The following is a 24,729-nucleotide window of genomic DNA, read 5'->3' as shown; positions in this document are numbered from 1 at the left end:
GGGTTGCGTTATGGCCATTTGATGGCATTTTGCGGTCTCAGCCCTTGAAGTGTCAGTGACGGGGCCTACGCTGGTGATCCTCACCAGGAGGGCTGACAAATGACCAACTCACGCGTGACACATTCAATCTGTTCCATCGTTCCGCCGTATCTGCTGACCCGTCTCGCCGCCGCGGAAGACCCGGGCCGGGCTGCAGCGGCCGCCGCCGCGCGTCGCACCCTGACCACCCTCGGAACCGTCGAAGCGGCCCGGTCCCTGCCGCACCCGCCCCCGTCCCGCAGCACGGGGACCGCGTTCACTCCCACTCTGCGACGCATCGTCTCGGATGCCCTTGGCCAGGAGGAGCTGCCCGGCACCCCGGTGCGGTCCGAGGGGCAGCCCGCAACCGGAGACGCCGCGGTCGACGAAACGTATGAGGGGCTCGGTGCCACGTACCACCTGTTCAGCGATGCCTACGGCCGCTCCTCTGTGGACGGCGCCGGGCGGACGCTGGAAGCCACGGTGCACTACGGCCGCGACTACGACAATGCCTTCTGGGACGGGTCCCGCATGGTCCTCGGGGACGGCGACGGCGAGGTCTTTGAGCGCTTCAGCAAATCCCTCACCGTAATCGGCCACGAACTTGCACATGGATTCATCCAGTACACCGCGCAACTGGAATACCGGGACCAGTCAGGTGCCCTGAACGAGTCCATCGCCGATGTCTTCGGCGTACTGGTGGAGCAGAAGCTGCTGGGCCAGGAAGCCGGCCAGGCGAGCTGGCTGGTGGGCGAGGGCCTGTTCACCGAACATGTGGGCGGGCAGGCCCTGCGCTCACTCAAAGCACCCGGAACGGCGTACGACGACGACGTGCTGGGCAAGGACCCGCAGCCCGGCTCCATGGACGACTACGTCCGCACGGCAGCGGACAACGGCGGCGTGCACATCAACTCGGGCATCCCCAACCGCGCCTTCTACCTGGTCGCAGCCGCACTGGGCGGGTATGCCTGGGAACGCGCAGGACAGATCTGGTACGACACCATTACCGAACCCAATTTCCCGGCCGACGCCACGTTCGCAGTCTTCGCGGCTGCCACCCTGACGGCCGCCGAAAAACGCTACGGAGCGGGAACCGAGGAAAGTTCTGCTGTTCAGTCCGCATGGAAAGAGGTTAACGTCATGGTATGAGACTGGTAGTAGTGCGCAGCGGCGGCTTCGCGGGAATGCAGCGTGAGTGGAGCACACAGGTCAGCCCCGAGGAAGCACGGGACCAGTGGCTGCCCCTCCTGAGCGACCCGCCGGAGACTGCGGATGACGAACCGGACCGCTTTACCTACGAGATTTCCGTCGGTCCCGCAGCGGTGACCATTCCCGAGCGCCAGGTCAAAGGCAGGTGGCGCGAGCTTGTGGAACGTGCCCGCAGCGGGGCACCCGTTGACGCGGCTGCGGCAGAGGAGCCTTCTGACGCCTCCCCCGAAGGAAACACACACCGTGCCGGCCCGGACACCGGCGGGAATAGGGGTAAGTGACCGGGCGGGCCGCTCCGCCCAACGCGTAAACGGATCAGCCCGGCGCGTAAATTCCGCAACCGCCCGCTTCCATGTAAAGTAGGGAACTGTGCCGGAAATCTCCGGCGCTGCGGGCGTAGCTCAATGGTAGAGCGCTAGCTTCCCAAGCTTGATACGCGGGTTCGATTCCCGTCGCCCGCTCCACAGCACCGGCCGGGGTTCCCCGCAGAGCCGGCTCCCTCCCCCGCCAATCCCACGGCAGCCTGTCAAGAGCGGGGGCTCGAACTCTCCTGTGATCGGCGTAGACTTGTCCGCGATGAACCGGAAAATGTTTAAGTCCAAGATTCACCGTGCAACGGTGACCCATGCAGACCTGCACTATGTTGGGTCCGTAACGGTTGACCTCGACCTGCTCGAAGCCGCGGATATCCTCCCCGGCGAGCTCGTCTCCATTGTCGACGTCGACAACGGCGCCCGGCTGGAAACCTATACCATCGCCGGTGAGCGTGGCTCCGGGGTGCTGGGCATCAACGGCGCCGCCGCCCACCTGGTGCATGTCGGCGACACAGTCATCCTGATTACCTACGCGGACATGACCACCGACGAAGCCCGCTCCTTTGTGCCGACAGTGGTCCACGTGGATTCCTCCAACCGCATCCTGGAGCTGGGAACCGATCCCGCCGAAGCAGTCACGGAAGGCACCGAGCGTCCGCCGCTCGCCCTGAACAACACCCTCGTCCAGGGCAACACCCCGGACATCGCCACCGCCGGATAAGCGCAGCCGGTGCTGGGGGTACTCACCGGATTCGCCGTTGTCTGGCTCATCATCCTGACCGGTTATGTCATCGGCAGGCTGGGGGTGCTGGGCGAGAACGCGCAGACAGTCCTGAGCCGCCTGGCCTTCTTCGTCGCCTCGCCGGCGCTGCTCCTGACCACCCTCAGTGAAGCGGATCTGCACACCGTGTTCTCACTGCCCCTGCTTGTGGCCGCCGCCAGCGCACTGGCCACAGCCGGGTTGTATGTGCTGGTGACCCGCTGGTGGCTGAGGCGGCCGGTGCCGGAACTGCTTGTCTCCTCCATGTCGGCTTCGCTGGTCAACGCCGCGAACCTCGGGTTGCCCATCTGCGTGTATGTGCTCGGGGACGCGGCGTACATTGCCCCGGTCCTGATTTTCCAGCTCGCCTTCTTCACGCCGCTGTTCCTGATGATGCTGGATTCAGCCACCAGCGGCCGCCGCACGTCGGTCACCGTTTTCGCCGGGCAGGTGGTTCGCAACCCGATTGTGGTCGGCTCCCTGATCGGCCTCCTGCTGGCCGCCACCGGCACCCGCCTTCCGGAGATCATCCATGAACCGGTAAGCCTTATCGGCGGTGCCGCTGTGCCTGCCATGCTGCTGGCCTTTGGCCTCTCCCTGGTGGGCTCCCGGCCGATGAACGCCGACGGCGGACGCCGGGTGGACGTTGCCCTCGCCTCCGGGTTCAAGCTGGTACTCCAGCCCCTGCTGGCATACCTGCTTGGCCGCTACCTGCTTGGCATGGACGGGCACCTGCTCTTTGCCGTAGTAGTGACGGCAGCCCTGCCCACAGCGCAGAATGTGTTCGTAGCCGCCGCCAGATACGGACAGGGCGTCCTCGTTGCCAAAGACACCGTGCTGATGACCACCGTGGCTTCCCTGCCCATCCTGGTTCTGGCTGCAGCCCTGCTCGCCTGAACCGCATTTCGGCTACCCGCTTTTGTGTGGCGTAAATTACGATCAGGGCATATGGTCAAATCAAAGGCTGCTTAGTGTTGCGGCCCGTCCGCTGTCCGTCAGCGGATGCCTACGACGAGGTGGAGGCACTGTACCGATGCCAAAGGATGCAAGACACTGGGGGCGCTCCCGGAAAGGGGCCCGGTCCGCCGTCGGCGTTGCCCTGGCCCTCGGTGCGACTCTCCTGACCGGCTGCGGATCCGATGAGGGCGCAGCACCAACACTGACTTGGTACATCAACCCGGACGCCGGCGGACAGGCCGAACTGGCCAAACAGTGCAGCGACGCGTCCAACGGCGCCTACACCATCGAAACATCCCTGCTCCCCAACGACGCCGCTTCGCAGCGCGAGCAGCTGGCACGGCGCCTGGCTGCCGGGGATAAGTCAATGGACATCATGAGCCTGGACCCGCCGAACGTCCCGGAGTACGCGGAACCGGGCTATCTCGCTCCGGTTCCCGACGACGTGGCGGAGCGCACCACGGAGGGGGTCCTGGAAGGTGCCCTGACAGGTGCGAAGTGGAAGGACGAAGTGGTGGCCGTCCCGTTCTGGGCCAACACGCAGATCCTCTGGTACCGCAAATCCGTGGCTGAAGCCGCAGGGCTCGATATGAGCAAGCCGGTGACCTGGGACCAGATCATCGAAGCCGCGAAGAGCCAGGACAAATACATCGGCGTGCAGGGGGCACGTGCGGAGTCCATGACCGTCTGGGTCAATGCCCTGGTGGCATCGGCCGGCGGCACCATCGTGGAGAATCCCGATGCCTCGGCTGATGAAATCCAGCTTGGCCTGGACAGTGATGCCGGCAAGCAGGCGGCCGAGGTGGTCTCTACCATTGGCAAGGAAGGACTGGGCGGTCCCGGTCTGCCCACCCAGACCGAAAACACGTCCATGGTCCAGTTCCAGGGTGATCAGGGCTCCTTTATGGTGAACTATCCGTTCGTCTGGCCTGCCACCAATGCATCGGTGGAGGAAGGTGCGCTGCCGGAGTCCCTCATTGACGACATTGGATGGACGCTGTTTCCGGCCATGAACGAGGGTGAGGACACCGCTCCCCCGCTCGGCGGCATTAACCTTGGCGTGGGTTCCAGCAGCCAGCACCCGGACCTGGCCTACGAGGCCATTGAGTGCATCGTGTCGCCGGAAAACCAGGCCCAGTACTTTGAGACCAACGGCAACCCGCCCTCGAATGAGGCGGCCTATGAGACTCCGGGGATCGAAGAGACCTTCCCGATGGCCCCGACCATCCGGGATTCGCTCGAGCTGGCCGTACCGCGCCCGCAGACCCCGTACTACAACGAAATCTCCACCGGTATCCAGCAGACGTGGACTCCGCCGAGCGACGTCAATCCGGATACCACCCCGGCCACCAGCCAGGAGTTCATCACTGAGGTCCTTCGAGGGGAGAAACTGCTGTGAGCACATCCGTAGATGCGGTCCGCAACAAGCCGGCCGAAGCAGCACCGCGCAAACAGCCTCTCAGTGACCGTGCCAAGGCTGAACGGCGGCTTGGTTTCTGGCTGGCGGGACCGGCTTTCATCATCATGCTGGCCGTCACTGCCTATCCCATCCTGCTGGCGCTGTGGGATTCCCTGTTCAAGTACCGGCTGACGGCCCCGGACGACCGCGCATTCGTCGGTCTGGGCAACTACGCCACCATCCTCACGGACGGGCTCTTCTGGCGGGATCTGGGGGTCACGGTGCTGATCACGGTGATCACGGTGGTGGTGGAACTCATCCTGGGTTTCGCGCTGGCGCTGGTCATGAACAGCGCGTTGAAGGCCGTCCGTGGCTGGCTCCGAACCGCCATCCTGGTGCCGTACGGCATCATTACCGTTGTTTCGGCCTTCGCCTGGTTCTACGCGTTCGACATCAACTCCGGGTACATCAACAGCTGGTTCAGCTGGGTGCCGGGCATAGATCCGGACCTGAACTGGTTTGCCGACACCTGGACGGCCCTGTTTGTCATCATGGCATCGGAGATCTGGAAAACCACCCCGTTCATCTCCCTGCTGCTTCTGGCCGGCCTGGCCCAGGTGCCCGGGGAGCTGACCGAAGCGGCGGAAGTGGACGGCGCGACCTGGTGGCAGCGGATGTCCAGGGTCATCATCCCGAATATGAAGGCGGCCATTATGGTTGCGGTGCTGTTCCGGGCACTGGATGCCTTCCGCATTTTCGACAACGTCTACATCATGACCAACGGCGCGTACGGTACCGAGGTGCTCTCGCTGCTGGCCTACCGGACCTCGATCACGCGCCTGGAGATCGGCATGGGGTCGGCCGTGTCCGTCCTGCTGTTCATCTGCGTCATCATCATTTGTTTCATCGCCATCAAACTGTTCAAAGTGGACCTTTCCGGCGCACGAGGGGGTAACTAGTGAAGTCCTCACCAGTCAAACGGCGGGTCATTTGGACCATCATTTCGGTCCTGGTCGTTCTGTACGCGCTCTTCCCGGTGGCCTCGATCTTCGCGACCTCGTTCAAGCTCCCCAGTGACCTGACTTCCGGGACCTTCCTTCCCACCAACTGGTCAACGAGCAACTACGAGCAGATCCTGGTGGGCGACGCCCAGGGACTGTTCCTCAGTTCGCTCCGGAACTCGATCGGCATCTGCCTCATCGCGACGTTCATCGCGGTCATCCTGGCCACGCTGTGCGCGTACGCGATTGCCCGGTTGGACTTCCCCGGTAAGAAACTGGTCCTGACCACGGCGTTGGGTGTTTCCATCTTCCCGGTGATCTCCATCGTGACGCCGCTGTTCAACCTGTGGCGCAATATCGGCCTGTATGACACCTGGCCGGGCCTGATCATCCCCTACCTGTCCCTGACCCTGCCGATCTCCATCTGGACGCTCGCAGCGTTCTTCCGGCAGATCCCGTGGGAGCTGGAGCAGGCCGCACAGGTGGACGGCGCCACCACGTGGCAGGCGTTCCGCAAGGCCATCGTGCCCCTGGCTGCGCCGGGTGTTTTCACCACCGCCATCATCGCGTTCTTCATCGCGTGGAATGACTTTGTGTACGGCATCTCGCTGACCTCAACAGAGGCTGCCCGCCCCGTCCCGGCAGCGCTGGCGTTCTTTACCGGGGCGTCACAATTCGAGGAGCCCACCGGTGCCATCTCCGCGGCAGCCATCATTGTCACCATTCCCGTAGTTGTCCTGGTGCTGGCGTTCCAGCGCCAAATCGTCTCCGGTCTAACCCAGGGCGCCGTCAAGGGCTAGCGCCCTTCAGCATCCGGACTCAGAAAAGGATCCCTAACCATGGCATCTATTACGCTCAACCACCTCGTCAAGAAGTACGGCGACGGTTTCCCGGCCGTCAACGACGTCAGCCTGGACATTGCCGACGGTGAGTTCATCATTCTGGTGGGCCCCTCCGGCTGCGGCAAGTCCACCCTGTTGCGCATGATCGTTGGCCTGGAGGACATCACCTCCGGAGACCTGCTGATCAACGGCGAACGCGTCAATGACAAGGCACCGCGGGACCGCAACCTGGCCATGGTGTTCCAGAACTACGCGCTGTATCCGCACCTGACCGTGTACGAAAACATCGCCTTCCCGCTTCGCCTGAACAAGGGCAAGTACAAGGAGGAGCAGGTCAAGAAGCTGGTGACCGATGCGGCCGCCACCCTGGAGCTGACCGACCACCTGGAACGCAAACCCGCCAACCTTTCCGGCGGGCAGCGGCAGCGTGTGGCCATGGGCCGTGCCATCGTCAGGCAAGCTGATGCCTTCCTGTTCGACGAGCCGCTGTCCAACCTGGACGCCAAACTGCGCGGACAAATGCGGTCCGAAATTGCACAGATGCAGCGCCGGCTGGGAACCACCAGCGTGTACGTCACCCACGACCAGACCGAGGCCATGACGCTCGGTGACCGGGTGGCCGTACTCAAGAAGGGCGTTCTGCAGCAGGTGGCTTCTCCCCGGGAACTCTATGAACAGCCGGTCAACCTGTTTGTGGCCGGTTTCATCGGTTCACCGTCCATGAACTTCCTGCCGGCCACCCTTGAAAACAATGTGCTGAAGACCGCGGTGGGTGACATCCGCATCCCCGAGGAAAAGGCCGCCAAAGCCGCCGGCAAAAAGGTGGTACTGGTCGGGATCCGCCCCGAGTTCTTCGAAGATGCGTCCCTTGTGGAGGAGAGCAAGCTGCACCACGGGTCCACGTTCACCGCACCGATCACCCACACCGAGTGGCTTGGCAACGAGCAGTACGGGTACATCCACTTCGATCCGACCCCCGAGGTCAGGGAGCTGCTCGACAGCCTGGCCCGGGATATGGATGCCGACGAGCTGCGCCCGCAGGTGGTGGTGACCCTTGACGCCGCCAGCCGGATCCGCGGCGGCCGGGACGCTGAGCTGTGGCTGGACACCCGCAAGGTGCACCTGTTCGATCCGGAGACAGGGGAGAACCTGACCCGCGATGCGGACGCCGGCGCCCGCCTGACCGAGGAAGCCAACGCCGCCCGGGCCGAGGAAATCGCGGCCGCACGTGACGAGGTTCCCGCCGCTTCCTAACGACGCCTGGCCCACCTGACACGAAGGCCGGAGCGGGACACCGATCCGGCCTTCGCCTGTCAGGACAGGTAACGTAATACCGGTGCAGGGAACATCACCGGTAATCAAGGCAGTGGCCGCATGGCTGCTAGCCCTCATGCTCACTATCGCCGCCGCCATCGTGGCGGTCTATTTCGTCAATGCCAAGGCTTACGGGCCCGAGCAGCATATCCACGACTATGTCCGGACGCTCACTGACGGTGACGGCGGTCAGGCCCTGGGTCTGCTCCACGCCGACGTCCCGGAGGCCAACGCCGCATTGCTCGACGACGACGCCCTCCGCGCATCTGTCGAGGGGCTGGCCATATCCGGGTTCGGCGACGTAAAGGACATCGGCGAGAACCGGGTCGAGGTACCCGTGACCTACACCTACGGGGACACGGAGGAAACGGCCACCTTCGTTCTGGAGAACACTGGCAAACGCTGGCTGTTCTTCGATACGTGGGATTTCGTTCCCTCGACACTGCCCACCGTCCAGATCACTGCCCCCGTACTGCGCGAAGCGTCGCTGAACGGTGTCCGGGTCACGCTGCCCGAGGGCAGCAACACCTTCGCCGCCTTCCCGCTCTCGCGGGTAGCCGCCTCATACAAAAGCCAGTACCTGGCTGCACCGGAAGAGTCCGCGGTGGTCACCGCCGAGTCCGGACGGCAGCTCACGCTGGCACCCGAAGCCACCGATGAACTGCTCTCAAAGGTGGACACGGGAATCCGTGAATTCCTGGACGGTTGCACGGCCGAAGACCGCCTGGCGCCGCCCGGATGCCCGTTCTACCACCTGACCAATAACCGGGTGGAGCAGCCCATCAAGTGGAGCATCGCCAGCTATCCGGAGGTGGAACTGACGCAGGCAGAGGGCCGCTGGATCCTGAGCCCGCTGACCGGCACGGCCCGGGTCACTGCCACCCAGGTGGATCTGTTCACCGGCGACAAGAGCCCGCTGGTAGCCGAGGAGGAATTCACGTTCAACGCCGCACTGCGGGTGGACGGCGAGGATGTAACCCTCAGCCCGCAGGTGAACTGACAACCCCGGCAGCACAGCACCGCATGCCATAACAAAACCGCCCCGACCATTTACGGCCGGGGCGGTTTTGTTCTACGTTTCGGTTCCGCGGAGGGTCAGTCCAGTCCGCGCAGGTCCAGGACCAGTTCGGATTCCCCGCCCGGGGTGATCACAACCGGGATACCCCAGTCCTGCTGGTACATGTGGCACGCAGCGTGGTCGGGGATCTCTCCGCCGGGCTCGCCGTCGCAGGCCGCCGCACGGGCAGTGATGTGCAGGACGCCTTCGGTAACCGTGTCGGAAAGGACGATGTCCCGGGTCAGCCCCGTGGCCGTGCCGCCGCCGGAGACGAGCAGCTCTTCCGGGGAGGCGGAGATCTTCAGCTGCGTGGGGTCACCCCAGCGGTCGTCGAGCTTCTGTCCCTTGGGAGCTGCGAAGCGGACGGTGAGGGCCATCGGGCCGGCCTCCACGGCGGTCTTGGGGCGCTGTGTCTGGCGGGCCCCCTCGTCCACGGACTGGGCTTCCTTGGGGATCGGCAGCCGGAGCAGCTGATGCCGGTTGGATTCCACCACAATAAGCAGGGGCTCCCCGGCACTGCTGTCCACCAGGACATCCGAGGGTTCGGACAGGCCGCGGGCCAGGGTGGAGACGGTGCCGGTAGCCGGGTCGTAACGGCGCACCGCGCCGTTGTACGTGTCGGCGATGGCTACGGAGCCATCGGGCAGCACTGCAACGCCCAGCGGGTGCTGCAGCCGGGCGGCAGCTGCCTCACCATCACGGAACCCGAAGTCGAACAGACCGGCACCAACCGCGGTTTCCACCGTGACCCCGGCGTCGCTGACCGTGAGACGGCGCAGGGCCGACGTTTCGGAATCAGCCACCCACAGGTTGCCGTCGGCGTCTTCGGCCAGCCCGGAGGACTGGGCAAACCAGGATTCAGCCGCCGCTCCGTCGAGCAGGCCCTCCAAGCCGGTGCCGGCGAGGACGCTGACCGCACCGGTGAGCGGATCGAACGCGAAGATCTGGTGGGTGCCGGCCATGGCGACCACCAGGCGCTGCAGCCGTGCGGACCACACAAGGTCCCACGGCGAGGACAGTGAGACCTTCAGCGGGTCCGCGCCGAGCAGATCCGAGGCATCCGCCGGAGCACTGTCCGCGAGGCCGGGTACCGCGGGCTCAGCGGATTCGGCAGCTGAACCGGCCTTGGTCTGGTTCCCGGCATCGAGCAACCTTTGCACGCCGTTGCCGGCGAGGGTGGATACGGTGCCCGTTTCGAGGTTCACGCCGCGCAGGCGGTGGTTCACGGTGTCCGCGACAACGACGTCGTACCCGGCCTGTTCCGCCACTGCAGCGGGCAGCAGGGCCACACCCTGCGGTTCATTGAACTGTGCAGTACCGGCGTCGCCGTCGGCCCAGCCCTTGGTCCCGTCGCCGATGACCCGGCGGACGGTAGTGAGATCCGCCTCCAGTTCCACGAGGCGGTGGTGGCCGGTGTCTGCCACCAGGAAAGTGCCGCCCGGCAGTGCCGTGACCTTGCCGGGGAAGCGCAGGTCACCGGCAGTAGGCTCTGCAGGCACGTAGGGGCCGTCGCCGCGGTGCAGGGTGCCCTTGGCCTCGTGTTCCTCCACAAGCTCGGCTACAAGCGATTCCAGGCCCGCTGCGTGCCCTTCACCGGACAGGTGCGCCACGATGTAGCCCTCCGGGTCCAGCACCACGAGGGTGGGCCAGGCGCGGGCGGTATAGGCCTGCCAGGTGACCAGCTCGGGATCATCCAGCACCGGGTGGTGGATTTCGTAGCGTTCCACGGCCGCAGCCAGCGCTACCGGGTCAGCTTCGTGCTCGAACTTGGGCGAATGCACGCCCACGGTGACCAGCACATCGGAGTACTTCTCTTCCAGGGGCCTCAGCTCGTCCAGCACGTGCAGGCAGTTGATGCAGCAGAAGGTCCAGAAATCCAGCAGCACGATCTTGCCGCGGAGATCTTCAAGGGTCAGCTGCCGGCCGCCGGTGTTCAGCCAGTTCCGGCCCTCAAGCTCAGAGGCCCGCACCCGGTATCCGGCGCGCACGGTTTCAGTCATTAACGATCTCCTTGGTCCGGGGTCCTGGCATCACGCTGCGCCAGGTTTGCAAACATGTTGTTGTAAGCAGCGAGGTCGGCATCATTATTCCGCTCCGCTGCGCGGTCCGAGCGGCGGGTCTCCCGCGCATCGGACTTGGACCACTGATACGCGACGCCGATGGCGACGAAGAGGGTCGGGATTTCGCCGATCCCCCACATCAGGGAACCGCCCAGCTGCTGGTCCTCCAGCGCGGAGAGACCCCATTCCCGGCCCATGTTGCCGAAGTAGGAGGCCTGGATCAGCGAGGTTCCGCCCATCACCGCCACGCCGAAGAAGGCGTGGAAGGCCATGGTGGCCAGCAGGATGACCAGGCGCAGCGGGTACGGTGCCCGGCTGGGCAGCGGATCAATCCCGATCATCGTCAGGATGAAGATGTAGCCCGTGAGCAGGAAGTGCACCACCATCAGTTCATGGCCCACGTGTTCCCGCAGGGCAAATCCGAACAGGTCAGAGTAGTAGAAGACCACAATTGATCCGGCAAAGTTCACGGCAGCGAAGATCGGATTGGTGATGATCTTCGAGTAGCGCGAATGCACGCCGATCAGGATCCATTCACGGATACCCCGGGTGCCGTCCGGCCGCGGAGGAAGAGCCTTGAGCGCAAGGGTCACGGGGGCGCCGAGCACCAGGAACAGGGGAACCACCATGGTCAGGGCCATGTGGCCGAGCATGTGGGTGCTGAACAGGACCATGCCGTACACCTGGGGTGCACCGCAGGTGATGTAGAACAGGGCCACCAGGCCAACGAGCCAGCAGATGGTGCGTAGCACCGGCCATTTGTCTCCGCGCCGGCGGACCTTGACCGCGCCGATCAGATAGGACGTGGCGAGGGTGAGGATGATGGCCACCCAGAGCCAGTCCGGCCGCCACTCGGTCAGGTAGCGTTCGGGCGTCAGCTCGGGCGGAAGGTCGTAGCCGGTGAGGATCCGGGCCGGGGAGGCATCCGGGGGAAGCTCTTCCGAGCGCGGCGGCGCGGTGCGGCCCAGGGCCACGGCAACGCCGGAAACGGCGCCCATCACCGCCAGTTCCACGGCGATCAGCTGCCACAGCACGCGCTGGGCTGAAAGCTCACCCTTCGACCCGGGGACGGCGGCGGTGCCCGTCGCGGCTGCTGACGGCGTGCGCGCCGGGTTGGCGCCGGCAAGCCGGGGAATGATCCAGCGGCGGTGCATCAGCCCCAGGAGGCCCAGCAGGAGCGTCAGTGCGGCCTTGGTGATTACCAGTGCGCCCCATTCCGTGGCGAGCTGGTCCAAAGAGGTAATACGCAGGGAGGCATTAACGACACCGGAGAGGAAGACGAGCGCAAAGGCAAAACCGGCCAGTGCGGAGAACCGGGTCAGGACTACCCCGGTAATGGATCCGAGCTGCCGGGAGATCACGGCCAGCACGATCATGCCGCCGATCCAGAGGCAGACGCCGAGCAGATGCAGACCGATGGAATTCACCGCCGCGCTGTGGTCATCACCGCCGGCCGAGTGCCCGATCAGGGCCGTGGGCAGGAGTGCGCCGGCGGCGAGGATGCCGGTAAAGGCCAGCATGTTCAGGGACCGGACGCCGAAGGACAGTGCGGTGACAACGGCCGCAATAATACTCACGGCCAGCCAGGCCCGCCCGGGGGCGAAGTCCGTCAGGAAGGACGCCAGACCGGATGTGTAGGTGGGGTCCCCGCTCAGCGGCAGCCCGGAGACGTCGGAGTAGGTGAACACCATGACTGCCAGCGCCGACAGGGTCCAGGTGACAGCCGCCGCCGAGGTCAGTGTCAGAGTGCGGGTGAAGGCCGGATGTTCGGGTTCCGCCGATGCCGTCCGTTCCGTGGCGGACTTGCGGCTGCGTTTGTAGTTCAGGTTCTTGGGCAGGATGGCCACGGCGAACACCAGTGAGCCGATCACTGCGGCCATGGAAACGTTCTGCACCGCTTTGGCCACGGGCAGCGCCCAGCGTGTCAGTGCACCGGGATCGCCCAGCTGTGAGGCGCCTGCTGCGCCGGTGAAGAGCAGCGCTGCCACCAGGGCCACGAGAACCAGTGCCCCGGCCGCCGCCAGCCAGCCGTTGCGTACCGCCGGAACGGCGTTGCCGCTACCCCTCGGGGCAGCGGATTTGTCCCGGCTTCCGGCGTTCGGGGGCAGCGAACTGCCTGCGGAGCGGTCGGTCTGGGTTTTGGCGGATTTTGGCACAGTACCTATTCTCTACCCGCTGTAAAAATAGGGCCAATCATTGTTGCCCCTCTCACGGTAAACGGGTGGGTCCGGTACCTGTCCCGGTCCCGGGACAGCGGAAGGGCCGGCATCGACGATGCCGGCCCTTCCGTTACTGCGGCATCCTGCCGCTGTGGTTACTACTTCTTGGAGACAGCAGCCTTCAGCTTGGAGCCGGCGGTCAGCTTGACGCTGTGGCCTGCCGGGATCTGAATGGTTTCGCCGGTCTGCGGGTTGCGGCCCGTGCGTGCGGCGCGGTCGGTGCGCTCAACTGCCAGCCAGCCCGGGATGGTGATCTTTTCGCCGTTTGCAACGGAGGTTGCGAAGATGTCGAAGACGGCATCCAGCACGCCGTTGACTGCGGTCTGGCTGTTGCCGGACTTTTCTGCAACTGCGGCAACAAGTTCACTGCGGTTCATAGCCAATTTATGTCCTCCTGGACTCTGGGATTACTCGTGCGGAAACGCGGATGCGAAACCGCCGCTGTTCGAAAACTTACCAGCTTGCACCCCCAACTCCTGCAAAAACCCCTGATTTTCGGGGATTTTTCGGGTTTTTAGGCTTGAAAACGCGCTTTTTCTGCCTTCCAGCGCATCGATCAGGCCGCTGGCGCCCAACGGCTCGCCGATCAGTACGGCGGCACGCCGTGCCCCGCCGCCGGGCCGGTCCGGCGGCGTTAAAGACAAAAGGACGGCTCCCGTTCAGGGAGCCGTCCTTTTTCAACCGGTGATTACCAGCTGGACTTCTTGATACCCGGCAGTTCGCCTGCGTGGGCCATGTTGCGGAAACGCACGCGCGAGATACCGAACTTCTGGAGGGTACCGCGGGGGCGGCCGTCAATCTGGTCGCGGTTGCGAAGGCGGACCGGGGAAGCGTTGCGCGGGAGCTTCTGCAGGCCGAGGCGTGCAGCTTCGCGGGCTTCGTCGGTAGCGTTTTCGTCTACCAGGGTCTTCTTCAGTTCGAGGCGCTTTGCAGCGTAGCGCTCAACAACGACCTTGCGCTGCTCGTTGCGGGCAATCTTGGACTTCTTTGCCATTCTTAGCGCTCCTCACGGAATTCGACGTGCTGGCGGATCTTGGGATCGTACTTCTTCAGAACCATACGATCCGGATCGTTGCGACGGTTCTTGCGAGTTACGTAGGTGTAGCCGGTGCCCGCAGTGGACTTCAGCTTGATGATCGGACGTACGTCCTTATCCTTAGCCACTACAGCTTCACACCCTTCGCGATCAGGTCGGTAACAACAGCGTCGATGCCGCGGATGTCAATCGTCTTGATGCCGCGTGCAGAAACCTGCAGCGTCACGTTGCGGCGCAGGGACGGAACCCAGTAGCGCTTCTTCTGAATATTCGGGTCGAACCGACGCTTGTTGCGGCGGTGCGAGTGCGAAATGCTGTGACCAAAGCCGGGGATGGCTCCGGTTACCTGGCAGTAAGCTGCCATGATCTCTCCTCCAGTTGTAGTAAATATGACGGTCCTCAAAAAACAGACACAAGGCCAAAGCGCCTAAGCACCTGCCATAAAGAGCGTCCCGCCACCAGTTTTGACACCGTTATTACTGCGACTTTCCGGAGGTTGACCTGGCGGGGTGAGATCCAGCCGAAGTGCCTCGCCGCGGGGAAGACGGTGAAGTTCAGGCAGCCGAACGGGGAAACCCGGCTCGACAGCCTTCAATTCTAGGTTTATACGGGTGGCCACGCAAATGTTCAGCTGTCCGCACGGGGCAGGCAGATTAACACACGCATGACTTAACGCCTCTCTATCCTAGGGCCATCCGGCGTTTCGTTCAAACTCGCAGATACCCGGGTGCCGGCCGTCACGACGACGGCGGGTCCACCTTTGAATCCCGGGCCACCACTGCCACACCCTTCTCCGGATCTTCCTGCGCGCCGTCCAGTTTCCGCCCTGCACCGATCACCGCCCCGGAATCCACCACCAGGTTGGCCAGCCGCGCGCCGGAACGCACCGTAACACCGTCCAGGAGCACGCAGGAATCCACCTCCGCCCCTGCCTCGACCACGGTCCCGGCGCTGAGGACGCTGCGGCGAACCGAACCGTCCACACGGGCTCCGGGGGCGAGCAGGCTCTCCCGCACCGCCGCGTCCCGGCCTATATAGGCCGGAAGCCGCCGCGGGCTGGCTGACAGGATAGGCCACTGCTCATCATCGAAGTCCAGCCCCTGGCCCTCAATCAGGTCCATGTGTGCCTGATGGTAGCTCTGCGGAGTACCCATGTCCCGCCAGTACCCCGGCAACCGGTGCTCCACCACCTTTGTGTTTTCCACGAGGTACGGGATGAGCTGGTCGCCGTAGTCCTCCAGCTGTCCGTCACGCTTCACCAGCTTCTCCAGTGAGTCCAGCAGGACATCGGCGTCGTACAGGAAGATTTCCGCAGCCACGAGATCGGTTGCCGGCTTTTCGGGTTTGTACTCGAATCCGGTGACGGCGCCGTCGTCGGACACTTCGACCACACCGTGGTCGCCGGGATTGTGCTCAACCCGGGTGGTGACGACGGTCAGTGCCGCGCCGCTTTGCTGGTGGGTCTGCACCACATCCCGGAAGTCCAGGCGGTAGAGGTGGTCGGCACTGAGCACCAGCACCAGGTCGGGATCGAATTCCCGGATGTAGTCCACCTGCCGGTACAGGGCATCGGCGTTGCCCTGCGCGAAGCCTTCCCCCTCACCGCCCTGGAACGGAGGGAGCACACGCAGGCCGCCGTTGGTACGGTCCAGGTCCCACGGGCGGCCGCTGACCAATTGGTCATTCAGCGACTGCGGTTTGTACTGCTCCACGATCCAGACATCACCGAATCCGCTGTTATGCAGGTTGGAGAGGGAAATGTCGATGAGGTTGTAGGAGCCGGCAACCGGCATGGCCGGTTTGGCCCGGTGATCAGTCAGGCTGCCCAGGCGCCCGCCGGTGCCGCCGGCGAGGATTACGGCCAGGATTCGGGGAAAGCGCATGCTTTGGTGCCTCTCGTCGTGCCGTCTGCGATACCTACCACGCTAACAAGGACGGACACCGGAGCCGTAACCGCTAGGGTGCCTGGTCCGGGCCCAGGATGCCGTTCTCCGGGTCGATCCGGGCCAGGATCTTTTTCCCGACACGTTCCAGGTCCGCCACGTCAGCGGGAGTAAGGCCGTCGAAGACCGCATCCCTCACGGATGCCACGTGGTCCGGGGCCAGTTCCACCAGGGCGGCCATTCCCTCGTCCGTCAGCGCCGCCGTGGTGACCCGGGCATCCTCCGGAGAGGGCGTTCGGGACATCCAGCCGCGTTGTTCAAGCTTTTTGACCACGTGTGAAAGCCGCGACAGGGAGGCATTGGACCGGGCTGCCAGTTCGCTCATGGGCAGGCTCCGCTCCTCCGCTTCGGAGACCATGGCCAGGACGTGGTAGTCGAAGAGAGTGATGCGCGCCCGGCGGAAGAGGTCTGTATCCAGGACTGCGGGGAGCCGGCTGGACACCGCGTACAGCGCCAACCAGGCCTGCCGTTCCTCTGCGCTTAGCCAGCGCGGTGCATTCTCAGTCATAACGGCCCTCGTCTCGATCAAAACTTTACGCTTCAATTATCTCAGGTCCGGGACCGTCATGGAACCAGGATCGGGGGGCCGGCAGCGCGCCTTAACCGACAGCGCCGCCGAACCATCCCTGGGGAGGAACAGTCCGGCGGCGCGTGCCGGATGCGGCCGGTAAGCGGCGGGAGCTTAGCGCTCGGCGGGCTCGGCGGGCTTGCTGCCCAGCGTGTCGAAGGGCAGCGAATCGACGTCGAGCAGCGGGTTCTCATCCTGTCCCGCTACCAGCTCGCGGGCTTCGGCGCTGCTGTCCACGCTGGGCATGGACCCGGGCATCGGGCGGTTCGCCGATTCCTTCATAATGCCCACGGCAATGGCGCCGGCGACGGAGGTGAACATCAGCCAGTACGCGGGCATCATGTCATCACCGGTGAGCGTGATGAGCCCCTGCATGATCAGCGGCGCGGTGCCGCCGAAGATGGCAACGGCGAAGTTGTAGGAGATGCCCATGGCGCCGTAGCGGCTGGCGGTCGGGAAGAGGGCCGGCAGCGAGGACGCGAGGTTGGAGACATAGAAGGTCACCGGCACGGCCAGCAGCGCAAGCCCCAGCAGTGTGGTGGCGATGGGCCCCTGGTCAATCAGCACAAACGCCGGGATGGCCAGAACGATGGTGGATCCGGCACCCATCCAGAGCACCGGGCGGCGGCCGATACGGTCCGAGAGCCGGCCGGTCAGCGGGATGCACAGGGCCATCAGCACCAGGACGGGAATGGTCAGCAGCGTGCCGTGCAGCGGGTCGTAGCCCTTGGAGTCCGTCAGGTAGGAGGGCATGTAGGAGGTCAGGGCGTAGCCCACCGTGTTGGCGGCGGCCACCAGGACCATGGCCAGCACAATTGGACGCCAGTAGGAGCGGAAGATGCCGAAGGTACCCAGCGCCTGACCGTCGCCGGCAGCCGAGGTGTTGCCCTCTTCCTGCGCGTCCAGGGTGGCCTGGAAGGCCGGTGATTCCTCGATCTTGAGACGGAAGTACACCGCAATGGCACCCAGCGGACCCGCAATCAGGAACGGGACCCGCCAGCCCCAGTCCAGCATGGCCTCTTCCGAGAGGCTCAGCTGCATGATGGAGACAACACCGGCACCCAAGGCAAAGCCCATGTAGCTGCCAAGGTCCAGGATGCTGGCCAGGAAGCCGCGGCGCTTGTCCGGCGCGTATTCGGTGACGAAGGTGGTGGCACCGGCATACTCACCGCCAGTGGAGAAGCCCTGGAGCATCTTCATCAGCACCAGGAGGACCGGCGCCCAGAAGCCAATGGTGGCGTAGCCGGGCAGCAGGCCGATGGCGAACGTGGACGCGGACATCAGCAGCAGTGTGATGGCCAGTGTCTTCTGCCGGCCCACCCGGTCTCCCAGGCGGCCGAAGACCACTCCGCCAAGCGGACGGGCGAGGTAGGTCGAGGCGAAGACGCCAAGGCTGAAGAGCAGCTGCACGTCCTTGTCGGCGTCGGACATAAAGACGGCACCCATGGTGACGGCCAGGTAGCCGTAAACACCGACGTCGAACCATTCCATGGTGTTACCGACGACGGTGCCGCTGACGGCTTTTTTCAGCATGGATTTGTCTACAACATTTACGTCATCAACCTCGAGCCGGCGGCGGCGCCGGGACGGGAAGCGCGGCTTTTTCGCCGTTGTTGCAGACGGTGCGTCCGGGGCCTCGGAAATATGGGGTGGTGCATCTTTCGGCATGTCGGTCTTCCCTCAATTTGAAGTCAGCGGCTGTGAACAGAAGCAACCGCGCGGCGCACAGTTGTGCCGGGCAGACCTACAAGTTTAGAAAAATGCACTCCCCCTGCCGAATTGAAAGCCGGTTTTTAGCCCTTTTAGGTAGCCATCCACCCGGCCGCTTATCAGATAACACGCGGACTTATTTTTAATTCTGTGAGTTGGGGCACACCGGCCCGATCAGGCGGGCAAAGTAGGCTGGATCAGCTCCGGATAGCGCGGGTTCAGGTTGTCTCCGGAGGAGACGCCACGGAGGCGCCGGCTGACCCACGGGCCAAGATATTCGCGTGCCCACTGGGCATCCCGGCGCAGCTGTTCCACCCGGTTCCGTGAGCGCTGTTCCTCCAGTTCCGGAAGGTCAATGGCGTCGGTGCTGCGGAGCACTTCGAGGACCTTCTTGGCAGTCAGCATGTGGCCCGCCGGAGACATGTGCAGCCGGTCCACCGCCCAGTAGCGTTCGTCCTGCAGGATCTTCATCCGCCAGTAGTCCACCAGCACGGCGTCATTCTTATCCACGATCTCCCGGACCAGTTCGTTATAAAGGGCTGTCCGGCCCCGTGTCCGGCCGAAAACCGGCGACTGGCCGGAGTCGAATCCGGTGAAAACAAGGACCGCCGCGCCGCTGGAGCGCAGCTTGGCAATTCCCCCGTCGTAGGCATCAACTATTGCGTCGATATCCACCTTGGGGCGCAGGATGTCATTCCCGCCGGCATACACGGTGACGAGGGTGGGTGACAGGGCGATCGCGGCGTCCACCTGCTCATTCAGGACCTGGTGCAGTTTCTTGCCGCGGATTGCCAGGTTGGCGTAGCCCCACGAATCATCGGCGAGCACCAGCTGCTCGGCCACGCGGTCCGCCCAGCCGCGCACGCCGTTGGGACGGGACTCGTCCTCGTCCCCCACGCCTTCCGTAAACGAATCCCCCAGGGCCACATATCGCTGCGTAAAAGTCACCACCACAGCGTACAAGCAACCGGCCGGGGACAGGGCCGGGTCCGGCACAGCGCCTCAGTCCGTTGCGCCGGATCCCCGGTTAGACTCAGAGCCGGTACTAGTTCGCCTGCTTACGATAAGGACCCCATGACCAGCCAAGAGACCCCGGCCCGCCAGCGCGCCGCTGTCATTGTGAATCCAATCAAGAAAACGGATTTTGACGTGCGCGTGCGGGTGGCTGAAATCTGCGCGGATGAAGGCTGGGACGAGCCGCTGTTCTTCGAAACCGAGGAAGACGATCCCGGGCATTCGATGGCACGGAAGGCCATGGAGGCCGGCGTTGACCTGGTGATCGCTGCCGGCGGTGACGGCACCGTGCGGTGCGTTGCGGCGGAACTGGCCGGCACCTCGTTCGCCATGGGCCTGCTGCCGCTGGGCACGGGCAACCTGCTGGCGCGGAACCTGGACATTGGCGTGGATGACCCTGAGCAGGCTGTCCGCGCCGCCCTGAACGGAACCGAGCGGCGCATCGACGTCGTCCGTGTGACCGTGGACGAGTCGGTGGACAGTGACACCTTCCTGGTTATGGCCGGACTGGGGTACGACGCCGGCATGATGGCGGACACCCGGGACGTGCTGAAGGACAAGATCGGCTGGCTGGCCTACGTTGACGCCGGGATCCGAAACCTGCCCGGCAAGCCCGTGAAAACCACCATCTCAATTGACGGCGGCAAACCCATCCACCGCCGGCTGCGCAGTGTGATGGGCGGGAACTGCGGCAAGATCACCGGCGGTTTGGAGATTTTCCCCGGCGCGAAACTGGATGACGGGCTGCTGGACATCCTGACCCTGGCCCCCAAAGGCAAGCTGGGCTGGCTGGGCGTGATCTCTGGCCTGCTCCGCCGAGGGAAGGGAAGCAGCACATCGGTGGAGTACTACCAGTGCAAACGTGCCGAGGTCTGGACCGAGTCTCCGCTGGACTTTGAAATGGACGGCGACCATCTGGGGACGGCCACCCACATTCTCTTCGAGACGGACGCCGGTGCCCTGCGCATCCGCATGCCGCACGGCAAGAAGGACCCGGCGGTGCTGACTAATCCGGAACCCTGACGGGCCGGCTACAGCCAGCCCATCGGATCTTCGTAGTCCCCGTGCCGCAGCACTTCAAAGTGCAGGTGCGGGCCGGTTGAGTTACCGGTGCTGCCTACACCTCCTACCACCGCGCCGGCGTCAAGGTTCTGCCCCACGGAGACATCGATGCTGTTCAGGTGGTTATAGGTGGTCTGCAGCCCGTCACCGTGATCAACCACCACACGCAGTCCCCCGCCGCCGGTGGTGTGCCAGCCGGCTTCAACCACCGTCCCGCCGAGCATGGACTTCACCGGGGTGCCGGTGACCGCACCGAAGTCCGTGCCGGTATGGAACTCCATGTAGCCGGGTGCCAGCGGATTGATGCGGTCACCAAACGGGGAAGTAACCACCATGTCATCCACCGGGGCCACCGGGCCCGGCTCTGCAGGGGCGGCAGGCTCGGGGGCGGGAGCGTCATTGACGGGAGGTTCGGCTGCGGGTTCAGCGGGAGGGGCGGCAGCCGCGCCTTCGCCGGCCTCGCGCCCGGCATCGGCGTCCAGTGCGGTCACCATAGCCTGGCGTTCAAGCTTTAGCTCCGGCTCTGCGGTGGCCGCGGTGCCGGCAACCACCCCGGACAGGGCGACGGCGGCGGCCACCCCCAGCGCACCGGTGCGGCGGTTGGGCGTGTCATGATCCTGAAGCCAGGCCCGGGTCCTGCCCCGCAGCGCCTTGGCGCGGACACGCAGCTGCTCGGCATCAGCGGCAAAGTCACGGGGTTTCCGCAGTGCGGCGTGCTCGCCCGGCGGACGCCGCTCCAGCAGGTCAGCAGCCCGGTTCCGGAGGTTTTGAACCGTGCGCAGCATCATCCGGGAGGAAACGGTTTCATATGCTCGTGCGGGTTCCAAAAAGTGCTCGGTCAACAATCACCTCAGTGTGAGTATTGGTCAAGGACTCTTTTGTCCCCGGACTCCTGTGTCGGGGACCGGTGGGAGCCGCCCTGATTCCCGCAGGCGGCACCACTTCCATGGTAGGAAATCCACAATGGCTGTGTCCGCCTTTTGTGGCCAATCCCAAACTCCCGGGTGACCTGCTGCGTTTCCTCCTGTGGCCGCCCTCTCACAACCTTCCTTTACGCGCCTCCGCAAACAGCAGATACCCGAGATAGGCGCTGCCCAGCGCAGCGGTGAAGATTCCGACCGGCAGCGACGCCGCACCGAATTCAATGTGCTGGACGGCGAAGTCCGAGAGGGTCAGCACCAGTGCGCCCACCAGCGCCGGAGCCACGACACCGGGAGCAGACGTCCGCAGCAGCCGCAGGGCAATCTGCGGCGCCACCAGTGCCACGAAGGCTACCGGCCCGCAGACGCTGACAGCCGTCGCTGCCAGCACCACAGCCAGAATCACCGCCAGCGTTCGGGTCCGGTCCACCCGGACGCCGAGGGACTCGGCCAGCTCATCCCCCATGGCGACGAGGTTCAGCCGCCTTTGCAACGCGGCCGCCAGAGGCAGTACCACCAGCAGCGCAAGGCCAATGGTCGCCGCGTGGGACCAGGACCGGGAGGCCAGCGACCCGTTGAGGTAGAACGCCAGTGTCTGGGCCTGCTGTTCACCCAGCGTTGTCATGGCCAGCGACGTCAGGGCCGAGGCAACGGCTGAGATACCGATGCCTGCGACGATCATCCGTCCGGGCCGGGCGAACCCGCGTCCGGTGCTGAGCCAGACCAGCGCCACGGCCAGGCCGCCGCCAAGGATGGCAGCAACGGGAACGGGCACGTATCCGGGCCATAGGGCGGTGGCCGCTGCCCCCGCGGCAGCCCCGCTGGTCAGGCCCACTACTTCCGGGCTGCCCAACGGATTGCGGGTCACCGTCTGGAAGAGTGATCCGGCCACCCCCAGTGCCATGCCGGCGCCAACGGCGGTCAGGAACCGGGGTCCGCGCAGGCGTTCAAGGACAAAGGCAGCACTCCCCTCCGGTGGGGAGACGGCCAGGGCAAACAGTTCCTGCCAGTCCAGGCCCAGCTGGCCGGCGGTGAGCGTAAACGCACCTACCAGGGCAACGGCAGCGGCCAAGAGGATGGAAAGGACCAGGCTGCGCCTGCGGTACCTGAAGCTCAGCTTCCGTCCCCATCGGAGCGTGGATACCGCCGGCGGGTTCCGGACCGGGCTCATGCGACTGCCCGCATCCGGCGCACGGCCAGGATCAGCAGGGGTGCACCCAGCAGCGCGGTCACCACGCCGGTGAGCACTTCGCCGGGCCGGGCGACGAGGCGTCCCAGGACATCGGCGAATAGCAGCAGGGACGGCCCGGCCAGGAGGCTGAGGATCAGCAGCCAGCGGTGGTCCGGACCGGTAAGGCTGCGCACAATGTGCGGCACCGCGAGTCCTACGAAACCTATGGGCCCGACGGCGGCAGTGGCCGAGGCGCACAGCAGCGTGGCCGCCAGGGCGCCGGTGATCTTGGCTGCCTGCGGGCGTACGCCCAGCGAGGCGGCAGCCTGCTCGCCCAGTGCCAGGGCATTCAGGGACCGGCCGGTGGCCAGCGCTGCCACCAGGCCCACCAGGAAGAACGGAAGAATGTCCCGGGCCTGTTCCAAGGTGCGGCCGCTCAGGGAACCCACCGCCCAGAACCGGTAGAGGGAGAAGACGTCCGGGCGGGTAAGGGCGATGGCCTGGATATAGGACATCAGCACTGCGGACATCACGGTTCCGGCCAGCACCAGCCGTACCGGTGAGGAACCGCGCCGGCCCGAGGCCAATCCGTACACCACCAAGACGGTAAGGACTGCGCCGGGCAGGGCAATCCACACGTTGGCGCCGGTGGCTCCCACGCCGAAGAAGGCCATGCCGGTGACCACGGCGGCTGCCGCGCCGGCGTTGATGCCCAGGATGCCCGGGTCAGCCAGCGGATTGCGGGTCAGCCCCTGCATGATCACCCCGGCAAGAGCCAGGGCGGCCCCTGCCATGATGCCCAGGACTGTGCGGGGAATCCGGCTGGCAACGACGTCGTCGGCGTAGGAGCTGCCCGTGCCGTTGAGCTCCGCCCAGAGGGAGGCTGCCACGTCGGCGGGTCCCAGCTGGTGGGCACCTACCGCAAGGCTCGTTAGCACTGCTGCTGCCAGCAGTGCTGTTCCGGCAGCGAGCAGCGCTGTCCCGCGGGCAGGGCCCACGGGCCCGCGCGGGGCAATACGCCCGGCGGCCGGTGCACCTGCGCCGGCCGCCAGGTCCGCGGTTTCCGCCGGAACCTGCAAGGGGGTGGAACTAACCGACCTTGGCAACTGCTTCTTCAATCATCGGCTCGAACCGATCAAGGACCCACGGAACACTCAGCGGGGTGAGGAAGCTGGAGGCCATTCCCACCTGGCGGTCCAGGTTGCGAACCACGGAGCCGCGCTCGACGGCGGGAATCTGGGCGAAGAGCCGCTGCTCCTCGGTGCGCTGCTGCTCGGCTTCGTCGTTGTACCAGGTGAACAGCACATCAACGTCGTTGAGCTTTCCTGCGTTCTCCAGGCCGAGTTCCGACGTGAAGCTTCCTTCGGAGGAGGGAATGTCCTTCACCTCCGGTGCCACTGTCATTCCCAGTGCAGTGAGCAGGTCAACCCGTGCGTCACCCTCGTTGTAGAGCACCAGGGATCCCGGGGCGCCGCCGCCCCAGACGTAGGCGAAGCTCTTGCCGGCAAAGTCAGGGTGCTCGGCGGCACTGTCCGCCAGGGACTGTTCGATGCCTGCCACCGCTTCCTTTGCGGCGTCCGGCTCGCCCAGGGCCTTGCCGATCACGGTGATCTGGTCATCCCAGTCAATGTTCCAGGCCTTCTCCGGGTAAGCCACGGTGGGTGCCAGGTCATTGAGGATGTCGAAGTCCTCCTGCGTGATACCGGAGTTCGGGGCCAGGATCAGGTCCGGTTCCAGCGCCACAATGGCATCAATGTCAATGTCGGTGCCGCCGGTGAAGGTGGCCGGAAGGTCATCGCCGCGCTCCTGGATGGCTTCCGTGACCCAGGGGTAGTTCCCGTGTTCATCGTTGCCCCAGCTGACTTCCTCCACGCCCACGGGGGTGGTGCCCAGCGCGACGGCGGTGTCCGCGGAGCCCCAGCCGATGGTTACTACCCGTTCCGGCTTGGCTTCGATGACGGCCTCGCCCAGCGCGGAGTCAACGGTTACCGGGAACTGGCCGGACGCCTGGCCGGAGTCCTCCTGCGCCGTATCCCCGGCTGCGTCGGCACCACAGCCGCTCAATGCCAGCAGGAGAGCGGGAACCGCCAGCAGAGCGGCGGCTTTCGGGGCACGTTGCATGAATTTTTCCTCTCAGAAGTCCGGCCCGCCGAGC

At 65.0% G+C, this 24,729-nt stretch carries 25 protein-coding genes and 1 tRNA gene; 11 read left to right on the top strand and 15 right to left on the bottom strand.

Translation table 11 applies throughout. The features are described 5' to 3' along the window. Positions 1-99 precede the first annotated feature (99 nt). The 10 genes from QWJ37_RS03155 to QWJ37_RS03110 all read left to right on the top strand — a co-directional run bounded on the left by QWJ37_RS03155 (position 100) and on the right by QWJ37_RS03110 (position 8,814). Positions 100-1,167: a M4 family metallopeptidase gene (locus tag QWJ37_RS03155; protein WP_227902655.1), complete on the top strand. Its 1,068-nt coding sequence runs from the start codon at positions 100-102 to the stop codon at positions 1,165-1,167. Beyond that, positions 1,164-1,508, top strand: a complete 345-nt coding sequence (locus QWJ37_RS03150; RefSeq protein ID WP_290244050.1) for a protealysin inhibitor emfourin — start codon at positions 1,164-1,166, stop codon at positions 1,506-1,508. Before QWJ37_RS03155 ends, QWJ37_RS03150 begins: the two co-directional genes overlap by 4 nt. Before the next feature lie 109 nt (positions 1,509-1,617). Beyond that, positions 1,618-1,691, top strand: a tRNA-Gly gene (locus QWJ37_RS03145). A gap of 112 nt (positions 1,692-1,803) precedes the next feature. Then, positions 1,804-2,262 (top strand): aspartate 1-decarboxylase, encoded by a 459-nt coding sequence (panD, locus tag QWJ37_RS03140; RefSeq protein WP_227928519.1) that lies wholly within the window; start codon positions 1,804-1,806, stop codon positions 2,260-2,262. A gap of 9 nt (positions 2,263-2,271) precedes the next feature. Beyond that, positions 2,272-3,198 carry an AEC family transporter gene (locus QWJ37_RS03135; protein ID WP_290244048.1) on the top strand — a complete coding sequence of 309 codons (927 nt, stop codon included), beginning with the start codon at positions 2,272-2,274 and terminating at the stop codon, positions 3,196-3,198. A 136-nt stretch (positions 3,199-3,334) separates the two neighbouring features. Then, complete coding sequence (locus tag QWJ37_RS03130; protein ID WP_290244046.1) at positions 3,335-4,657, top strand: extracellular solute-binding protein; 1,323 nt, start codon at positions 3,335-3,337, stop codon at positions 4,655-4,657. After that, positions 4,654-5,616: a sugar ABC transporter permease gene (locus QWJ37_RS03125; RefSeq protein WP_290244044.1), complete on the top strand. Its 963-nt coding sequence runs from the start codon at positions 4,654-4,656 to the stop codon at positions 5,614-5,616. Before QWJ37_RS03130 ends, QWJ37_RS03125 begins: the two co-directional genes overlap by 4 nt. Beyond that, complete coding sequence (locus QWJ37_RS03120) at positions 5,616-6,458, top strand: carbohydrate ABC transporter permease (RefSeq protein WP_290244041.1); 843 nt, start codon at positions 5,616-5,618, stop codon at positions 6,456-6,458. The genes QWJ37_RS03125 and QWJ37_RS03120 overlap by 1 nt, the downstream gene beginning before the upstream one ends. 39 nt (positions 6,459-6,497) lie before the next feature. Then, positions 6,498-7,754 carry a sn-glycerol-3-phosphate ABC transporter ATP-binding protein UgpC gene (gene ugpC, locus QWJ37_RS03115; protein ID WP_227902666.1) on the top strand — a complete coding sequence of 419 codons (1,257 nt, stop codon included), beginning with the start codon at positions 6,498-6,500 and terminating at the stop codon, positions 7,752-7,754. An 82-nt stretch (positions 7,755-7,836) separates the two neighbouring features. Then, positions 7,837-8,814, top strand: a complete 978-nt coding sequence (locus QWJ37_RS03110; RefSeq protein WP_227928517.1) for a hypothetical protein — start codon at positions 7,837-7,839, stop codon at positions 8,812-8,814. A gap of 95 nt (positions 8,815-8,909) precedes the next feature. Here the strand turns inward: QWJ37_RS03110 and QWJ37_RS03105 are convergent, their stop codons facing one another. The 11 genes from QWJ37_RS03105 to QWJ37_RS03055 all read right to left on the bottom strand — a co-directional run bounded on the left by QWJ37_RS03105 (position 8,910) and on the right by QWJ37_RS03055 (position 19,355). Beyond that, on the bottom strand, positions 8,910-10,871 hold the full coding sequence (locus tag QWJ37_RS03105; protein WP_290244037.1) for an NHL domain-containing thioredoxin family protein: 1,962 nt from the start codon (positions 10,869-10,871) through the stop codon (positions 8,910-8,912). Then, positions 10,871-12,919 (bottom strand): cytochrome c oxidase assembly protein, encoded by a 2,049-nt coding sequence (locus tag QWJ37_RS03100; protein WP_290244824.1) that lies wholly within the window; start codon positions 12,917-12,919, stop codon positions 10,871-10,873. The genes QWJ37_RS03105 and QWJ37_RS03100 overlap by 1 nt, the downstream gene beginning before the upstream one ends. Before the next feature lie 329 nt (positions 12,920-13,248). Beyond that, on the bottom strand, positions 13,249-13,533 hold the full coding sequence (locus QWJ37_RS03095; protein ID WP_269436319.1) for an HU family DNA-binding protein: 285 nt from the start codon (positions 13,531-13,533) through the stop codon (positions 13,249-13,251). Between the two features lie 24 nt (positions 13,534-13,557). Beyond that, positions 13,558-13,794 (bottom strand): hypothetical protein, encoded by a 237-nt coding sequence (locus QWJ37_RS03090; protein WP_290244031.1) that lies wholly within the window; start codon positions 13,792-13,794, stop codon positions 13,558-13,560. 44 nt (positions 13,795-13,838) lie between these two features. Continuing rightward, entirely contained in the window at positions 13,839-14,144 is a 306-nt protein-coding gene (gene rpsN / locus QWJ37_RS03085) for a 30S ribosomal protein S14 (RefSeq protein WP_227902692.1), read from the bottom strand. 2 nt (positions 14,145-14,146) lie between these two features. Beyond that, positions 14,147-14,314 carry a 50S ribosomal protein L33 gene (gene rpmG / locus QWJ37_RS03080; protein ID WP_013602737.1) on the bottom strand — a complete coding sequence of 56 codons (168 nt, stop codon included), beginning with the start codon at positions 14,312-14,314 and terminating at the stop codon, positions 14,147-14,149. Next, positions 14,314-14,550: a 50S ribosomal protein L28 gene (gene rpmB, locus QWJ37_RS03075; protein WP_146360594.1), complete on the bottom strand. Its 237-nt coding sequence runs from the start codon at positions 14,548-14,550 to the stop codon at positions 14,314-14,316. Before rpmB ends, rpmG begins: the two co-directional genes overlap by 1 nt. Before the next feature lie 373 nt (positions 14,551-14,923). After that, complete coding sequence (locus tag QWJ37_RS03070) at positions 14,924-16,069, bottom strand: glucose-1-phosphate adenylyltransferase family protein (RefSeq protein WP_290244025.1); 1,146 nt, start codon at positions 16,067-16,069, stop codon at positions 14,924-14,926. Positions 16,070-16,142: 73 nt separating this feature from the next. Further along, positions 16,143-16,637: a MarR family transcriptional regulator gene (locus QWJ37_RS03065; RefSeq protein WP_227902695.1), complete on the bottom strand. Its 495-nt coding sequence runs from the start codon at positions 16,635-16,637 to the stop codon at positions 16,143-16,145. A 174-nt stretch (positions 16,638-16,811) separates the two neighbouring features. Continuing rightward, positions 16,812-18,365: an MFS transporter gene (locus tag QWJ37_RS03060; protein ID WP_290244022.1), complete on the bottom strand. Its 1,554-nt coding sequence runs from the start codon at positions 18,363-18,365 to the stop codon at positions 16,812-16,814. 216 nt (positions 18,366-18,581) lie between these two features. Beyond that, a complete protein-coding gene (locus QWJ37_RS03055; RefSeq protein ID WP_290244021.1) occupies positions 18,582-19,355 on the bottom strand; it encodes an SGNH/GDSL hydrolase family protein in 774 nt (257 codons plus the stop codon). A 126-nt stretch (positions 19,356-19,481) separates the two neighbouring features. On the opposite strand from QWJ37_RS03055, the gene QWJ37_RS03050 reads away from it, so the two are divergent. Then, a complete protein-coding gene (locus QWJ37_RS03050; protein ID WP_227902700.1) occupies positions 19,482-20,444 on the top strand; it encodes a diacylglycerol kinase family protein in 963 nt (320 codons plus the stop codon). A gap of 8 nt (positions 20,445-20,452) precedes the next feature. On the opposite strand, the gene QWJ37_RS03045 is transcribed toward QWJ37_RS03050, so the two are convergent. The 4 genes from QWJ37_RS03045 to QWJ37_RS03030 form a co-directional block, all read right to left on the bottom strand. Further along, entirely contained in the window at positions 20,453-21,325 is an 873-nt protein-coding gene (locus QWJ37_RS03045; protein ID WP_290244018.1) for a M23 family metallopeptidase, read from the bottom strand. A 196-nt stretch (positions 21,326-21,521) separates the two neighbouring features. Continuing rightward, complete coding sequence (locus tag QWJ37_RS03040; protein WP_290244016.1) at positions 21,522-22,574, bottom strand: iron chelate uptake ABC transporter family permease subunit; 1,053 nt, start codon at positions 22,572-22,574, stop codon at positions 21,522-21,524. Further along, a complete protein-coding gene (locus QWJ37_RS03035; protein WP_290244014.1) occupies positions 22,571-23,653 on the bottom strand; it encodes an iron chelate uptake ABC transporter family permease subunit in 1,083 nt (360 codons plus the stop codon). The genes QWJ37_RS03040 and QWJ37_RS03035 overlap by 4 nt, the downstream gene beginning before the upstream one ends. 10 nt (positions 23,654-23,663) lie before the next feature. Then, positions 23,664-24,695, bottom strand: a complete 1,032-nt coding sequence (locus tag QWJ37_RS03030) for an iron-siderophore ABC transporter substrate-binding protein (RefSeq protein ID WP_227928494.1) — start codon at positions 24,693-24,695, stop codon at positions 23,664-23,666. Positions 24,696-24,729 lie beyond the last annotated feature (34 nt).

Source organism: Arthrobacter sp. YD2 (assembly GCF_030410475.1).
GTDB classification, from domain to species: domain Bacteria; phylum Actinomycetota; class Actinomycetes; order Actinomycetales; family Micrococcaceae; genus Arthrobacter_B; species Arthrobacter_B zhangbolii.
The sequence above is the reverse complement of the archived record's forward strand: the minus strand, read 5'-3'. Positions and strand labels throughout refer to the sequence as shown.

Excerpts from the sequence above, each read along its gene's own strand:
- QWJ37_RS03155 (WP_227902655.1), top strand. The coding sequence starts at position 100 with ATGACCAACTCACGCGTGACACATTCAATCTGTTCCATCGTTCCGCCG.
- QWJ37_RS03150 (WP_290244050.1), top strand. The coding sequence starts at position 1,164 with ATGAGACTGGTAGTAGTGCGCAGCGGCGGCTTCGCGGGAATGCAGCGT.
- panD (WP_227928519.1), top strand. The coding sequence starts at position 1,804 with ATGAACCGGAAAATGTTTAAGTCCAAGATTCACCGTGCAACGGTGACC.
- QWJ37_RS03130 (WP_290244046.1), top strand. The coding sequence starts at position 3,335 with ATGCCAAAGGATGCAAGACACTGGGGGCGCTCCCGGAAAGGGGCCCGG.
- ugpC (WP_227902666.1), top strand. The coding sequence starts at position 6,498 with ATGGCATCTATTACGCTCAACCACCTCGTCAAGAAGTACGGCGACGGT.
- QWJ37_RS03105 (WP_290244037.1), bottom strand. The coding sequence starts at position 10,871 with ATGACTGAAACCGTGCGCGCCGGATACCGGGTGCGGGCCTCTGAGCTT.
- rpsN (WP_227902692.1), bottom strand. The coding sequence starts at position 14,144 with ATGGCAAAGAAGTCCAAGATTGCCCGCAACGAGCAGCGCAAGGTCGTT.
- rpmB (WP_146360594.1), bottom strand. The coding sequence starts at position 14,550 with ATGGCAGCTTACTGCCAGGTAACCGGAGCCATCCCCGGCTTTGGTCAC.
- QWJ37_RS03070 (WP_290244025.1), bottom strand. The coding sequence starts at position 16,069 with ATGCGCTTTCCCCGAATCCTGGCCGTAATCCTCGCCGGCGGCACCGGC.
- QWJ37_RS03065 (WP_227902695.1), bottom strand. The coding sequence starts at position 16,637 with ATGACTGAGAATGCACCGCGCTGGCTAAGCGCAGAGGAACGGCAGGCC.
- QWJ37_RS03060 (WP_290244022.1), bottom strand. The coding sequence starts at position 18,365 with ATGCCGAAAGATGCACCACCCCATATTTCCGAGGCCCCGGACGCACCG.
- QWJ37_RS03050 (WP_227902700.1), top strand. The coding sequence starts at position 19,482 with ATGACCAGCCAAGAGACCCCGGCCCGCCAGCGCGCCGCTGTCATTGTG.
- QWJ37_RS03040 (WP_290244016.1), bottom strand. The coding sequence starts at position 22,574 with ATGAGCCCGGTCCGGAACCCGCCGGCGGTATCCACGCTCCGATGGGGA.
- QWJ37_RS03030 (WP_227928494.1), bottom strand. The coding sequence starts at position 24,695 with ATGCAACGTGCCCCGAAAGCCGCCGCTCTGCTGGCGGTTCCCGCTCTC.